General features: G+C 66.2%; 14 protein-coding genes. 10 read left to right on the top strand and 4 right to left on the bottom strand.

The features are described 5' to 3' along the window. Positions 1 to 5: 5 nt before the first annotated feature. Both mutY and FGS76_RS12780 read right to left on the bottom strand, forming a co-directional pair. Entirely contained in the window at positions 6 to 1,067 is a 1,062-nt protein-coding gene (mutY, locus tag FGS76_RS12785) for an A/G-specific adenine glycosylase (protein WP_240692535.1), read from the bottom strand. Between the two features lie 7 nt (positions 1,068 to 1,074). Next, a complete protein-coding gene (locus FGS76_RS12780) occupies positions 1,075 to 3,303 on the bottom strand; it encodes an AsmA family protein (protein ID WP_138773043.1) in 2,229 nt (742 codons plus the stop codon). A 147-nt stretch (positions 3,304 to 3,450) separates the two neighbouring features. Between FGS76_RS12780 and FGS76_RS12775 the strand changes: the two genes are divergently transcribed. Continuing rightward, on the top strand, positions 3,451 to 5,373 hold the full coding sequence (locus FGS76_RS12775) for a sensor histidine kinase (protein WP_240692534.1): 1,923 nt from the start codon (positions 3,451 to 3,453) through the stop codon (positions 5,371 to 5,373). Positions 5,374 to 5,468: 95 nt separating this feature from the next. Here FGS76_RS12775 and FGS76_RS12770 read toward each other — a convergent pair whose 3' ends face one another. Further along, positions 5,469 to 5,786: a GNAT family N-acetyltransferase gene (locus FGS76_RS12770; RefSeq protein WP_138773042.1), complete on the bottom strand. Its 318-nt coding sequence runs from the start codon at positions 5,784 to 5,786 to the stop codon at positions 5,469 to 5,471. Between the two features lie 97 nt (positions 5,787 to 5,883). Between FGS76_RS12770 and hisB the strand changes: the two genes are divergently transcribed. The 9 genes from hisB (at position 5,884) to FGS76_RS12725 (ending at position 13,395) form a co-directional block, all read left to right on the top strand. After that, on the top strand, positions 5,884 to 6,492 hold the full coding sequence (gene hisB / locus FGS76_RS12765) for an imidazoleglycerol-phosphate dehydratase HisB (RefSeq protein ID WP_138773041.1): 609 nt from the start codon (positions 5,884 to 5,886) through the stop codon (positions 6,490 to 6,492). A gap of 10 nt (positions 6,493 to 6,502) precedes the next feature. Continuing rightward, positions 6,503 to 7,147, top strand: coding sequence for an imidazole glycerol phosphate synthase subunit HisH (gene hisH, locus FGS76_RS12760; RefSeq protein WP_138773040.1), 645 nt, complete (start codon positions 6,503 to 6,505; stop codon positions 7,145 to 7,147). A 51-nt stretch (positions 7,148 to 7,198) separates the two neighbouring features. Continuing rightward, complete coding sequence (hisA, locus tag FGS76_RS12755; RefSeq protein ID WP_138773039.1) at positions 7,199 to 7,945, top strand: 1-(5-phosphoribosyl)-5-[(5-phosphoribosylamino)methylideneamino]imidazole-4-carboxamide isomerase; 747 nt, start codon at positions 7,199 to 7,201, stop codon at positions 7,943 to 7,945. 64 nt (positions 7,946 to 8,009) lie between these two features. Continuing rightward, positions 8,010 to 8,783 carry an imidazole glycerol phosphate synthase subunit HisF gene (gene hisF / locus FGS76_RS12750; RefSeq protein ID WP_138773038.1) on the top strand — a complete coding sequence of 258 codons (774 nt, stop codon included), beginning with the start codon at positions 8,010 to 8,012 and terminating at the stop codon, positions 8,781 to 8,783. Positions 8,784 to 8,818: 35 nt separating this feature from the next. Then, entirely contained in the window at positions 8,819 to 9,277 is a 459-nt protein-coding gene (locus FGS76_RS12745) for a YaiI/YqxD family protein (RefSeq protein ID WP_138773037.1), read from the top strand. A gap of 93 nt (positions 9,278 to 9,370) precedes the next feature. After that, a complete protein-coding gene (gene arfB / locus FGS76_RS12740) occupies positions 9,371 to 9,784 on the top strand; it encodes an alternative ribosome rescue aminoacyl-tRNA hydrolase ArfB (RefSeq protein ID WP_138773036.1) in 414 nt (137 codons plus the stop codon). 133 nt (positions 9,785 to 9,917) lie between these two features. Beyond that, positions 9,918 to 11,711, top strand: a complete 1,794-nt coding sequence (locus tag FGS76_RS12735; protein ID WP_170214465.1) for a toxin-antitoxin system YwqK family antitoxin — start codon at positions 9,918 to 9,920, stop codon at positions 11,709 to 11,711. 15 nt (positions 11,712 to 11,726) lie between these two features. Beyond that, on the top strand, positions 11,727 to 12,566 hold the full coding sequence (locus FGS76_RS12730; protein WP_138773034.1) for a toxin-antitoxin system YwqK family antitoxin: 840 nt from the start codon (positions 11,727 to 11,729) through the stop codon (positions 12,564 to 12,566). 67 nt (positions 12,567 to 12,633) lie between these two features. Next, the gene (locus tag FGS76_RS12725) at positions 12,634 to 13,395 is read left to right on the top strand and encodes a bile acid:sodium symporter family protein (RefSeq protein ID WP_138773033.1); all 762 of its coding nucleotides are present in this window, start codon (positions 12,634 to 12,636) and stop codon (positions 13,393 to 13,395) included. A 6-nt stretch (positions 13,396 to 13,401) separates the two neighbouring features. Here the strand turns inward: FGS76_RS12725 and FGS76_RS12720 are convergent, their stop codons facing one another. Then, entirely contained in the window at positions 13,402 to 14,130 is a 729-nt protein-coding gene (locus FGS76_RS12720) for a divergent polysaccharide deacetylase family protein (RefSeq protein ID WP_138773153.1), read from the bottom strand. Positions 14,131 to 14,135: the final 5 nt, after the last annotated feature.

Below are 14,135 nucleotides of genomic sequence, written 5' to 3'. Positions count from 1 at the left end.
TCGGTTTACAGCAGGCCCCGTTGGCGGGGGCCATGGAGCTGATCGAGCAGTTTTTTGACCGGGGCGGCGAGGCCCAGTTCGCCGGGGTCGGCGGGGCTGACCCAGCGGCCTTCGGCATCCTGCACGGCGTGGCCGTGGCTGTCCACCCGGATCAGTTGCGGTTCGATGTCCAGGTGGAAGTGGCTGAAGGTGTGGCGGAAGCCGGGCAGGTTTTCCTGGTGGCGGGCGGCCAGGCCACGGCGTTCCAGGGCGTCGCTCCGGGCGTCTTCCGGGTCCAGCTGCGGGAAGCACCAGAGGCCGCCCCAGATGCCGCTGGGCGGGCGCGGTTCCAGCCAGACGTGGCCGTCGTCGTTCTGCAGGATCAGCATGCGGGTGGCGCGTACCGGCTTGTCCTTGGCCGGTTTGCGGCCGGGGTAGTCCTGGGGGTTGCCGTCGGCGTGGGCCTGGCAGAGGTGGACCACCGGGCAGCGCGGGCAGTCCGGGCGGCGGGTGCAGAGGGTGGCGCCCAGGTCCATGACGGCTTGGGTGTAGTCCGCCAGGCGTTGATCGGGGGTGTGCTGTTCGGCCAGTTCCCAGAGGCGGTTTTCCACCGGCTTTTTGCCGGGCCAGCCGGGCACGGCGTGCAGGCGGGTGAGCACCCGTTTGACGTTGCCGTCCAGGATCGGGGCGCGCACGCCACGGCTCTGGGCCAGGATGGCGCCGGCGGTGGAGCGGCCGATGCCGGGCAGGCTGGCGACTTCCTCCACGGTGTCCGGGAAGTCGCCGCCGTGTTCCTCCACCAGTTGGCGGGCGGCCTTGTGCAGGTTGCGGGCGCGGGCGTAGTAGCCCAGGCCGGTCCACAGGTGCAGCACCTGGTCCACGTCGGCGGCGGCCAGGGCGTGCACGTCCGGGAAGGTGGCCATGAAGCGCTCGAAATAGCCGATCACCGTGGCCACCTGGGTCTGCTGGAGCATGATCTCCGAGACCCACACCCGGTAGGGGGTGCGCGGGTGCTGCCAGGGCAGATCATTGCGGCCGTGCCGGTCGTACCAGTCCAGCACGGCCTCGCTGAAGGCCGGTTCGCTCACCGTTGCTTTACCGATTGAACAGCCCCTTGAGCTTGTCGCCCAGTTCTTCCTGGATTTTTTCCTCGGCTTTCTTCTTGGCGGCGTTCTTCAGCACTTCCTCGGTGGTGTCGCCTTCCGCGTCGATGCCCAGTTTTTCCTTGAGCTTGCTTTTGGCGGCGTTGGTGGCGGCCTGCTGGGCGATCTTGGAAAAGCCGTCGCGGTCCGGGCCGCACCATTTGGCCGGGTTGCCGGCCAGGCTGCCCTTGCAGCGCAGCGGCCAGGTGGCGCCTTCCAGGTATTTGCTGCCGCCCAGCTCCGGAGACTGCATGCCGATTTTCAGGTCGAACTCCTGGGTCAGGGTGTTCAGCCAGCCGTTGCCGGAGAGGGTGCCTTTGTCCAGTTTGGCTTCCAGGCTGTCCAGGTTGGCCACCTGCTTGTTGAGGCTGGCCTTGGTGGTCAGGTCGATGATCTTGGTGTCCTCGGAGAGCGCCGCCGGCAGCTTGCCGGATTCCTGGTTGGGAATCAGGGCGCTGAGTGCCTGGAAGCGGCCGAGCATGTCGTTCACGCCGCCCACCAGGGTGCCGTAGAGGTTGAGGCCGCGCACGGTGCCGTCCGCCAGATTGACGGTGGCATTGCCGTTGGCGGATTCCACCAGGGCCTTCTCGCTGTTGCCGGTGGCGTTGAAGTCCAGGTTCAGGGAGAACAGGCCCTTGGCCAGGTCCTCGCCCAGGGCCAGGGCCACCAGGGGTTGCAGCTGCATGCTGGTGACTTCCTGGTGGTACTTGATGCGCGGCGTTTTGCCGGATACGTCCAGGCTGCCGTTGCCGGCGAAGCTGCCGTTAAGGGTCTGGCCGGAGGCCCGGACCAGGCGCAGCACGCCATTTTTCGCATCCACCTTGAAGGTCATGTCCTTGGCCTGGATGGTCTCGAAATTGAGCTGGTTGACCTTGAGCTGGCCGTCCATGAGCAGCGGGCGCAGGCTTTCCACCGGAATCAGCTCGGCGGTGGACAGTTGCTCGGTGCCGGCCTGCTTGCCGGCGTTGCCACCGGCACCGCCGGCGCTGGCCGGAGCCTTGTCGTCGCCGCTGCTTTCCGGCGGCAGGTAGCCGTCCAGGGTGATCTTGTCGAGTACCAGGTCGAACATGATCTTGCCGGTTTCCAGGCTTTCCAGGCCGGCCTTGCCGCTGAGGGTGCTGCTGTCCAGGGTCACCTTGAGCGGGTCGACCATGATGCTGCCGGCGGGGCCGGCCAGGGTGGCGTCCAGGGCCACCTTGCTGAGCGCCGCGTCGTCGCGGGTTTCGATGGGCTGCTCACCGATCGCTTTCAGGGCCTTGTTGGCGTCGAACGGGGCGGTGTTGATCTGGCCGGCCACTTTCATCTCGCCGGTGAGGCCGGTGACGGTGGCCTGGCCGGTGGTGCGGGTGCCGGCGGCTTCCAGCACCAGGTCGTTGATGGTGGCCCGGTCCTCGTCCAGGTTCACGTCCAGCTTCTGCTCCAGATGCACGTCCACCGGGTTGACGGTGAGGCCGCCGATCTGGGCGTCCAGGGTCATCGGGTCGAGCACGAAGTGGTTGGTGTTCAGGTCGGCGGCCAGGGTGGTATCCAGATTCAGGTCCACGCGCACGTCGCTCTGATCCTGGTAGCGCAGCGACAACTGCATCGGGAACGGCTCATCCAGGCTCACGTCCTGGGCGTTGAAGTTGAAGTGCTCCACGCGGATATCGGTGCCGTCGGTGGTGTTGCGGTAGCGGATGCGACCGTTGGTGATGGCCACGCTGGGGATGGTCAGCGGGATATCCATGGTGCCGCCATCGCCGTTGTCGGCGGGCTGGTCCTCGGTGGCGGGCTTGTCGGCGCCGTCCCGCGGGCCGATTTTGTCCCAGTTGGCGCCGTCGGCGGTTTCCACCAGATTCACTTCCAGGCCGTCCAGGGTGACGCCGTCCATCTGCACGTTGCCGAACAGCAGCGGCCATACGGCGACGCTGACGCTGGCGCTGTCGATGCCGGCGAACAGCTCTTCCTCACCGGGCAGGCGTGCCTCGGTGCGGCCCAGGCTGACCCCCAGGGACGGCCAGAACTGCCAGCCCAGCTCGCCGGGAATCTCCAGTTCCAGATTGGCCTGGGAGAGCGCCTGCTCGCGGATCTGCGGTTTGAAGTCGTTGGGGTCGATCACCTGGGTGATCACGAACACCGTGGCGGCCAGCAACGCCACAATGGCCACCAGGACAATAACAACGATTTTTATCGCGCGTGCCATAAACAAGCCTCTCCTTGCGCCCCGGGCCGGGGGCCGGGATTATATTGCGGGACATGATATAAGAAACCGTCGAGTATAGCGCGCTCGGACCGGCCGGCGCGAAGCTCGCGGGCGCATGCTCCAGTATCACGTTTTGGGAAGCTTCTTTTGTTAAAGTTCCGTAATATCCTGGTTTTCCCGGGGTTTCTGATCCTGGTCGCGCTCGCTGGCGTGGCCCGGGCGGCCGACGGCGGGCCCGCCCCGCTCACCGGCGAGCGGGACGGGGTGGCGGTGGCGCGCTATATGTCGGTGCTGCTGGACCCGGAAGGCGAATGGGATTTCCAGGCGGTCCGTGAGCGCTTCGGCGGACGATTCCGGGCCAATCACAGCGAAGAACTGAATTTTGGCTTCACCGGCAGCGTGGTATGGCTGCGTTTCTCGGTGGACGCCTCCGGTACCGGCGGCGAGGACTGGTACCTGGTCGAGCGCTACCCGATCCTCGATCACATCACCCTGTTCGCACCCCTGCCCGAGGGCGGCTACCGCCGGGTGGACATGGGTGACACCCTGCCTTTCGGCCATCGCCTGATGGACCATCGCGCCTTTATCTTCCCGCTGGATACCACGGTGGGGGCGGACCGGGACTATTACCTGCGGGTCAGCGGCAAGGGTGCGCTGAATATGTCGCCGATGCTGTACAGCGCCACCGGCCTGGTGGAATACACCTACCGGGACCTGCTGGTGTACGGCATTTTCTACGGCTGCCTGCTGATCATGGTGGTCTACAACGCGCTGCTGGCGTTGTCCCTGAAAGAGCCGGTGTATCTGTATTTCGTGGCGTTTCTGGTGGGCATCACGGTGTTCAACCTGAACGTGAACGGTTTCGGCCTGCAGTTCCTGTGGCCGGCGGTGCCCAAGCTCAACGAGTATTACTGGCTGGGCATTTATATCTGCACGCCGGCGCTGGCCATGTACTCGCGCCATTTTTTGAACCTCAAAGAGCGCTTTCCCCGTTACGACCGGCTGATCCGTGGCTACCTGCTGGGCGTGGCGGCGCTGTTGCCGGTGCAGCTGCTGATCGCCGCGCCCTGGTCCTATTACCTGTCCACCCTGCTGGTGGTGATCACCGTGCTGCTGTTCAGCTGGCTGGGCTGGGCGGTGTGGTCGGCGGGGTACCGGGCGGCGCGGCTGTATGTGGCCGCCTGGTTCGTGTTCCTGGGGCTGATCCTGGTGTTCGTGCTCGGTAACCTGGATTGGATCGCCTATAACTCCCTGATCAGCATGCTGCCGCACCTGGGCGCCCTGTGGGTGGTGGTGATGTTGTCCCTGGCGCTGGGCGACCGGATTCGGTTCCTTGAGCAGGAGCGCAACCTGCTGGCCCGCCAGTCCCGGGAGAACCTGGAGCGGCATCTGGTCGAGATCGAGCAGATGAACCGGGACAAGTCCACCTTTCTGCAGTACGTCAGTCATGAGTTGAACACCCCGATCAACTGGATCGGCGCCGCCGATTCCCTGGGCGGCGGAGAAGACCAGGAAGGGGTCTGGCAACTGGTGCGCAAAGGGCAAAGGCGCCTGATCGGCATGGTCAGCACCTCGTTGCGCTATTTCGACCTGGCCGACCGGGAGCGGCCGCCGAAGGCCCGGCGCTGCCGGCCACGGCGGTTGCTGGAGGCGCTGCTGGCCAGCCGCGAGGGCGCCCTGGCGTGGCAGCGCCTGGTGGTGGAGGGCCACATCGACGGCGACCTGTGGGTGAACGCCAACGAGGAGGAGCTGGGCGAGGTGCTGAGCATCGGGCTGGATAATGCCATTCGCTTCAGCGAGCCCGGCGGGGTCATCGAGGTGTACGGCCAGGCCCTGGCCGGCGAAGCGCTGATCCGTATCCGCGACCACGGGCGCGGTGCCGGCCCGGAGCAGCTGGAGAGCCTGTTCGAGCCGTTCTTCGTGGTCGGCTCACGGCATCATGAGGAAGGCTATGGTCTGTCCCTGGCCATGGCCCGGGTGATGGTGGAGCAGGCCGGCGGCCGCATCTGGGCGGAGAGCCAGGGCCCGGGCACCGGCTTCGCCCTGGTGATCCGGTTGCCGTTGGCCTGAAAAGACGATTCAGGGTGCCGGCTTGGGATCGCGGCTGAAGCCGCTCCCACGGCGGGAAAGGGGCACCGTAGGAGCGGCTTCAGCCGCGATCCAGCTCAGCCGCGCCGACACTTCTCCGGCAGTTTCACGCCGTGGCCCAGCTTCGCTTCCATGCCGCGCAGAAAATCCCGCCCCACGCCCCGGCCACGGGTGGCCGGGTGAATCACCATCCACGCCAGGTTGTCGCCGTGCAGCACGGCCACGCCCACCGGCCGGCCGTTGAAGTGGGCGGCGACGATTTCGGCGCCGTTGGCGGCTCCTTCCTGCAAGGTCAGCTCCAGTTCGGCGGCCAGGTCCGGGTCGTCGCGCAGTACCTGGGCGAAGGTTTGCGCCAGTTCCGGGCGGGACGGGTGGAATTCGACGGTGATCGGCATGGTTTCTCCCAAACAGGATGACCGGGATGGCGGCGCCCTGCTGGTGAGGGCGGCGGGGGGCACGTATAATACCGGGTTCTGTTTTGTGGAGGTACCGATGAGCGAACGCCGCGCCACCGTGGAGCGTAACACCCTGGAGACCAAGATCCGCGTCAGCGTGAATTTGGACGGCACCGGGCACAGCAAGCTGGACACCGGCCTGCCGTTCCTGGAGCACATGCTCGACCAGGTGGCCCGCCACGGCCTGATCGACCTGGAAATCCACGCCGACGGTGACCTGCACATCGATGCCCACCATACCGTGGAAGACGTGGGCATCACCCTGGGCCAGGCTCTGGCCCGGGCCTGGGGCGACAAGAAGGGCGTGCGCCGCTATGGCCACAGCTATGTGCCCCTGGACGAGGCCCTGTCGCGGGTGGTCATCGACCTGTCCGGCCGTCCCGGCCTGGAAATGTTCGTGGACTTCACCCGGGGCATGATCGGTGGTTTCGACGTGGACCTGTTCTACGAGTTTTTCCAGGGCCTGGTAAACCACTCCATGATCACCGTGCATATCGACAACCTGCGCGGCAAGAACGCCCACCACCAGGCCGAGACCGTGTTCAAGGCGTTCGGCCGGGCCCTGCGCATGGCGGTGGAGCCGGACCCGCGCATGGACGGTGTCACGCCCAGTACCAAGGGCACCCTGACCGAACAGCCGGAATAGAGGGCTTTCCATGACAGAAACCGTGGCCGTGGTCGATTACGGCATGGGCAATCTTCACTCCGCCGGCAAGGCGCTGGAGAAGATGGCCGCCGAGGGCCAGCGCTTCGTCATCACCGGTGACCCGGATGTGGTGCGCGCGGCCGACCGGGTGGTGTTTCCCGGTGTGGGCGCCATTCGTGACTGCATCAAGGTGATCACCGATACCGGCCTGGACCGCGCCATTCTCGACGCCATCGACGCCTACAAGCCGGTGCTCGGCATCTGCGTGGGCATGCAGGCGATGATGGACCACAGCGAGGAGAACGGCGGCGTGGATTGCCTGGGCGTGTTTTCCGGCCAGGTGCGTTTCTTCGGCGAGCAGTACGGCGAGACCGGCGGCCGCCTGAAGGTGCCGCACATGGGCTGGAACCAGGTCCGGCAGGCCTTCGATCACCCGCTCTGGGAAGGCATCGACGACAACAGCCGGTTTTATTTCGTGCACAGCTACTGCGCCACCGAGGTGCCCGACGAGGAACTGGCGGGCCGCTGCGAATACGGCCTTACGTTCGCCGCCGCCGTGGCCAAGCAAAATGTGTTCGCGGTGCAGTTCCACCCGGAAAAAAGCGCCGACGCCGGCCTGCGGCTGCTGGCCAACTTCCTGCGCTGGCGGCCGTGAGCCGCCGGACGCCCCTGTTTTGACGCCCCTGAATTTTAAAGAGAGAACTCCATGCAGTTGATTCCCGCCATCGACCTCAAGGACGGCAAATGCGTGCGCCTCAAACAGGGCCGCATGGACGATGACACGGTGTTTTCCGAGGACCCGGTGGCGGTGGCCGACCTCTGGGTGCAAAAGGGCGCCCGCCGCCTGCATCTGGTGGACCTGAACGGCGCCTTCGCCGGCGAGCCGGTGAACGGCGAGATCGTCAACGCCATCGCCCGCGCCCACCCCGGCCTGCCGATCCAGATCGGCGGCGGTATCCGTAGCGCCGAGACCATCCAGGCCTACCTGGACGCCGGCGTGCAATGGGTGATCATCGGCACCAAGGCGGTGAAGGAACCGCAATTCGTCAAGGATATGTGCCGCCAGTTCCCGGGCCATATCATCGTCGGCCTGGACGCCAAGGACGGGAAGGTGGCCACCGACGGCTGGGCGGAAGTCACCGATATTGATGTGGTGGATCTGGCCCGCCAGTTCGAGGACGACGGCGTGGTCGCCATCGTCTACACCGACATCAGCCGCGACGGCATGCTGCAGGGCGTCAATGTGGAAGCCACCGAGCGGCTGGCCGAGGCGATCTCGATTCCGGTGATCGCCTCCGGCGGCATCACCGACCTGGAAGACGTGCGCAATCTCTGCGAGAGCAGCGCCACCGGCATCACCGGCGCCATCACCGGCCGTGCCATCTACGAAGGCAGCCTGGATTTCGAGAAGGGCCAGGCGCTGGCCGACGAACTTTCGACCCATCGCGGCTGAAGCCGCTCCCACAGGGTGCCGTAGGAGCGGCTTTCAGCCGCGATATTAATGTGGAGGCCGCGACATGACGTTGGCAAAACGCATCATCCCCTGTCTCGACGTGGACGCCGGCCGGGTGGTCAAGGGCGTGCAGTTCGTCGAGATCCGTGACGCCGGCGATCCGGTGGAAGTGGCGCGCCGCTATAACGAAGCCGGCGCCGACGAGATCACCTTTCTGGACATCACCGCCAGCCACCAGGACCGGGACACCACCCTGGAAACCGTGGAGCGCATGGCCAGCCAGGTGTTCATCCCGCTCACCGTGGGCGGCGGCGTGCGCACCCTGCAGGACATCCGCAATCTGCTCAATGCCGGCGCCGACAAGGTCAGCATCAATTCGGCGGCGGTGAAGGACCCGGAATTCGTGCGCGAGGCGGCGCAACGGTTTGGCTCCCAGTGCATCGTGGTGGCCATCGACGCCAAGAAGGTCAGCGGCGAAAGCGAGAACAACCGCTGGGAAATCTTCACCCACGGCGGCCGCAAGCCCACCGGCATTGACGCCATCGAGTGGGCCACGCGGATGACCGATTACGGCGCCGGTGAAATCCTGCTGACCAGCATGGATCGGGACGGCACCAAGAATGGCTTCGATATCGCCCTCACCCGGGGCATCTCCGACGCGGTGCCGGTGCCGGTGATCGCCTCCGGCGGCGTCGGCAATCTGCAGCACCTGGTGGACGGGGTGATCCAAGGCGGCGCCGATGCGGTGCTGGCGGCCTCGATTTTCCACTTCGGCGAGTACTCCATCGCCGAGGCCAAGGACTACATGGCCCGGGCCGGCATCGAAATGCGGATTTGACGGGTAACAGCGAGCAGAACGAGCAAGGAGGCGCCATGGCGTTCAATATCTGGGTGGACGCGGACGCCTGTCCGGCGGTGATCCGGGATGTGCTGTTCCGCGCCGCCAACCGCCTGGGCGTCACCACCACCCTGGTGGCCAACCACCACATCCGCATTCCCCGCTCGCCGCACATCCGCTTCACCCAGGTGGCGTCCGGGTTCGACAAGGCCGACGATCATATCGCCGACCAGGTCAACGCCGGGGATCTGGTGATCACCGGCGACATTCCGCTGGCCGCCCGGGTGGTGGAGAACGGTGGCACCGCCCTTAATCCCCGTGGCACCCTTTATGATGCGGAGAGCATCCGCGAACACCTGGGGCGCCGGGATTTCATGGAGGAGCTGCGCTCCACCGGGATGCAGACCGGCGGACCTTCGTCGCTGAGCAAGAGCGACGTGCAGACCTTCGCCAACGCGCTTGATCGGTTTCTGGCCCGGGCCAATCGCGGCTAAAGCCGCTCCTACGACGACGGCTCCGTAGGAGCGGCCGGGCGGCGCTCCGCTTCAGCCGCGATCCTCGAGACACTGGCACTGCAAGGAACAACCATGCTGAAAATCTCCAACAACGTGACCATCCCGGAAGCGGAGATCGAGTGGCAGGCGATCCGTGCCCAGGGCGCCGGCGGCCAGAACGTCAACAAGGTGGCGTCCGCCGTGCATCTGCGCTTCGACATCGGCGCCTCCTCCCTGCCCGAGTTCTACAAGGAGCGCCTGCTGGCCCTGTCCGACCGCCGCATCACCGGCGACGGCGTGGTGGTGATCAAGGCGCAACGCTTCCGCACCCAGGAAAAGAACCTGGACGACGCCCTGGAGCGCCTGCGCGATCTGATCCAGAGCGCCACCGTGGAGCGCAAGAAGCGCAAACCCACCAAGCCCTCCAAGGCCGCCCGCAACAAACGCATGGACAAGAAAACCCGGCACGGCCAGACCAAGGCCCTGCGCGGCAAGGTGCAGCCATAGGCCCGCCCGGGCGAATGCTGATCTTGTCGATGGGCGCACGGCGCTGACTCAGGAAGACGGTACCCTGCACCTTCAAGCGTTTTGGATGATGCCGCCGGACCCACCGATGAAACACGTTCTGCAAGGATTGCCCATGACCCAGCCTTCCCCGATTCTGGTCGGCCTGCTGGCGCTGCTGCTCTGCGGCCTGGCCGGCGCCGATACCCGCGCCCTGGACGGCAACATGCTGTTCACCGATGACCAGCCCTATTACCAGCTGCATTGGCCGCTGGAACAGGCGGAGGACGGCTGGCGGGTGGTGATCGACAAGGCCGACGGCACCCTCTACTTCGAGGGGCAGGTGGCCGACCCCAAGGCGGACGAGCTGCTCGATGACAGCAACCGGCGCGGTCCCTTCGTCTACTACTACGACAACGGGCAGCCGCGCATGGAGGGGAGCTACAGCGACCAGGGCCGGATCGACGGCCGCGCCACCCTTTATTGGGAGAACGGGCAGGTGCGCGAAGTCCGTGACTTCAAACCCAGCGGCTATCGGGTGCTCAAGGGCTTCCATGAGGACGGCAGCGTGGCCCTGGAAAATCTGCCGGACAAGGGCGAGCGCAGCGCCCGCATGAAACGGTACCGGGAAGACGGCTCGCTGATGCTGAGCGAATACTCCGAACCGGCGGACGGCGGCGGTGTCCGCCAGGTGCAACTGAGCTATGACGCGGATGGCGAGCTGACCCGGCGCCGGGTGACGGACGACGACACCCATATCAGTGAGCAGCTGAAAGACGGCCGGGTGGTGGAACGGTTGACCACGGATCTGGCGGACACCTGGTCGGTCCGCGAGCGCTTCAACGAGGACGGCGAGCTGGTGTCCCGGGAGCGCCGTTTGTTGCCGGAATACCAACAGGACGGCGAGCAGATTTTCACCGACGACGATGGCGTGCGCCAGGTGGATCACTATCGCGACGGCAAGCGGGAGGGAGAGTTCTCCCGCCGACGCGGCGACACCTGGCTGGCCCGGGGCTTCTACCGGAACGACCAGCCGGTGGGCCACTGGTTCGAGGTGGACCCGGACAGCGGCCAGGTGACGGTGACCCGCTATGACGACAAGGGCGAGTACCAGGGCGCCTATCAAATCGGCGCCGATCTGGTGGCCCACGATGACGACGGCAAACCCACGGTGCCGGAGGCGTTCCAGGAAGTGGCGCGCACCCTGCCGGAGGCGGGCACCACCTGGCTGTACCAGTTCAACGACGCCGAGCCGGTGGCGCTCACCCTCACCGAAAAGGACGGCGGCCGGGCCCGCTACCAGGTGGGCGACGGCGAAGCCTCCCTGGAAGAGGACACCCAGCGCTACCAGCCGGTGGATGAAAAGAACGGGCCCATGCTGCGCTTTCCCCTGCATCCCGGCGACGTGTGGCGCTACCGCACCGAGGAAACCGTCAAGATACCGGCCTCGGACGGCGCCCACTGGCAGTACCGCTATCGCACCGAGACCACCAGCACGGTGAGCGCGGTGGAAACCATCCGGGTCGGCGCCGGCACCTTCAAGACCCTGCGCATCAGCCGCGACATCGCCTGGCGCAAGGATCAGGCCAGCGGCGAAGGCGGCGGGCTGGAGCGCATCAAGAACGGCGGCGACGGCCAGGTGGACGGCTTCACCCGGGAACTGCTGTGGTACGCACCGGAGGCCGGCCGGGTGGTGCTCAAGGCACACCTGGAATCCGGCGACCCGAACCTGCTGGGCCGTCCCGCCGGGCAACTGCTGGATAACGGCGCCACCTGGTTCACCGAGCTGGTGGGCCTGGCCGGGCCCGGTGACACCGCCGAGGCCGGCGAGCCGCGCCATGCCCGTAAGCCCCGGGCCGGCTGGATCGGCTTTCCGATGCGGCGCAACAACACCTGGGAATACCTGATGCAGTCCCACTCACCGCAATAGCCAGGGAGGCTCGCCATGTTTCGTTTGCCAATGCTCGCCGGCCTGATGGCCGTGCTGATCAGCACCACCGCCGCCGCCGACCAGCGGGCCCTGAACCGGGATTGGTTCTTCACCGACGGGGAGCCGGTCTTTCTGTTGCACTGGCCCCTCAAGGAAACGGAGCAGGGTTGGCGGGTGGTGATCGACAGGCCCGACGGCCAGGTGTTTTTTGAAAGCTATGTGGCTGACCCGGGGGCGCTGCTGTTGCTGGACAATCCCAACCGGCGGGGCCCTTTCACCTACTACCACGATAATGGCGAGGTGGAGCTGGAGGGCCGTTACAACGACCGGGGCGCGGTCACCGGCGAAGCCCGCTTCTACTGGAAGAACGGCAACCTTCGGGAAATTCGTCACTACCAGCCAGGGGGCTACGAGGTGATCAAGGCCTTCCATCAGGACGGCAGCCTGTCCATGGAGGTGCTCCCGGATAAAGGTGACCAGACCTTGCGGGAAAAGCGCTACCGGGAGGACGGGTCCTTGGTGGCACTGATTTACACCCACCCCGCCGAACAGGGTGGCCTGGAGGATGTGCGTCTGACCTACGATCCCCAGGGCAACCTCCTGGCCCGGTCGTTGGCCAACGACCGGGTTCAGATCACCGAGCATTTCAAGAACGAGAACCTGGTGAGGCGGGTCACCTCCGACCGGGACGGCGAATGGTTGCTGCGGGAGCGTTTCGACGAGAACGGCGAGCTGAAACAGCGGGACCGCTATCTGTTGCCCGATTACCAGCTGGACGGCGAGCAAATGTTCACCACCGAAGACGGGGAGCGCCGCGTCACCCACTATCGCAACGGCAAGCGCCAGAGCCAGTAGGCCGGCAATAGCCGGAGCAGGGCGGCTAAGGTACGATCGTTCCGAAAATAACAATGAGGAAGGACGTATGGACCAGGCCGCTCTGATTTCCGTGGGATTGCCCGCCGCCCTGTTTCTGATCATGGTGGGCATGGGCCTCACGCTCACCCCCCGGGATTTCCGCGAAGTGCTGGTGGCCCCCCGCGCCACCCTGTTCGGCCTGGTGGCGCAGATTCTGCTGCTGCCGCTGGTGGGCGTGGGCCTGGCGGTGAGCCTGGATCTTTCGCCGGCCCTGGCGGTGGGGCTGGTGATCATCGCCGCCTGCCCCGGCGGCACCACTTCCAATCTGTTCGCCTTTCTCGGCCGTGGCGACGTGGCCCTGTCCATCGTGCTCACCGTGGCCGCCAGCCTGATCACCATCGTCACCCTGCCCATGTTCACCAGCTGGGCCCTGGGCCACTTCCAGGACAGCAGCCAGGTGCTTGAGCTGCCGGTGCTGCGCACCATCCTCACCCTGCTGGTGATCATTCTGATTCCGGTGGCCATCGGCATGACCATTCGTCATTTCAAACGCCACTGGGCGGAGAAAGGCGAGAAGCTGGTCAGTGTGTTCGGGTTGCTGGTGCTGGGCATGGTGGGCGGCCGGTTGATCGGCCTGAGCCGGCCCCAGGCGTTCACCGTGGCCATTGAGCTGGGCATCAAGAACGGCACCCTGGGGCTGATGGTGACCCTGACCCTGCTGCATTCCGACGCCATGTCGGTGCCGGCGGCGGTGTACGGGGTGCTGATGTTCCTGTTCGGGTTCCTGATGATCGGCTATGGCCGGCTCACCGGCCTGGGCCGTTCCTGAGCGGGCCTACCGGGCCACGCCGTAGGGCGTGGCGTCGGCGGTGGCCACCGGGGCGGCCAGCAGTTCCGACACCGGCACCACGCGGATGCCGGTCTGCTCCATCAACGGCAGTACCTGCTGCAGGTAGTCCAGGGTTTCCGGATAGGGATGGCCGATGGCGATGGCATGGCCCCGGCGCCGGGCCAGCCGCAGCAGCTGGTTGAACTGGGCGTTGATGTGCGTCAGGTCGCGCCGGTTGTCCAGAAACACATCCCGGCGGCCGGTGGCCACCCCGGCCTGGCGGGCGCTGTACTCGGCCACGGTGGCGGCGTTGGTGCGGCTGTCGACGAAGTAGAGATGCCGTTGGCGGAGCTGGTCCATCAGGCGCCGCATGGGTTCCGCCTCGGCGGTGAGCGCGCTGCCCATATGATTATTGACGCCTCGGGCGGCGGGCAGCGCCCGCTGGGCCTGGTCCAGCACGGTGCCGATGCGCGCTTCGCTCATGCCTTCCTGGAGCGCGCCGGGGTCCAGCCGGCGGGCGTCCAGGGCGGCCATGGGCAGATGGATCATCACTTCCTTGCCGGCGGCGGCGGCCTGCCGGCCGAGTCGCTGACCATGGGGCGTGCTTGGGATCACCGCGCAGGTCACCGGCGCCGGCAGCGCCAGCACCGCTTCGCCGGCGGCCCGGTTGTAGCCCAGATCGTCAATGATGATGGCAATGCGCGGCGCCGCCGTGGCCGGAACGGCCAACAGCATCAGAC

The sequence above is a fragment of the Alloalcanivorax gelatiniphagus genome (genome assembly GCF_005938655.1).
In the GTDB taxonomy this organism is placed as follows: domain Bacteria; phylum Pseudomonadota; class Gammaproteobacteria; order Pseudomonadales; family Alcanivoracaceae; genus Alloalcanivorax; species Alloalcanivorax gelatiniphagus.
This window is presented reverse-complemented; position numbering and strand designations above follow the sequence as displayed.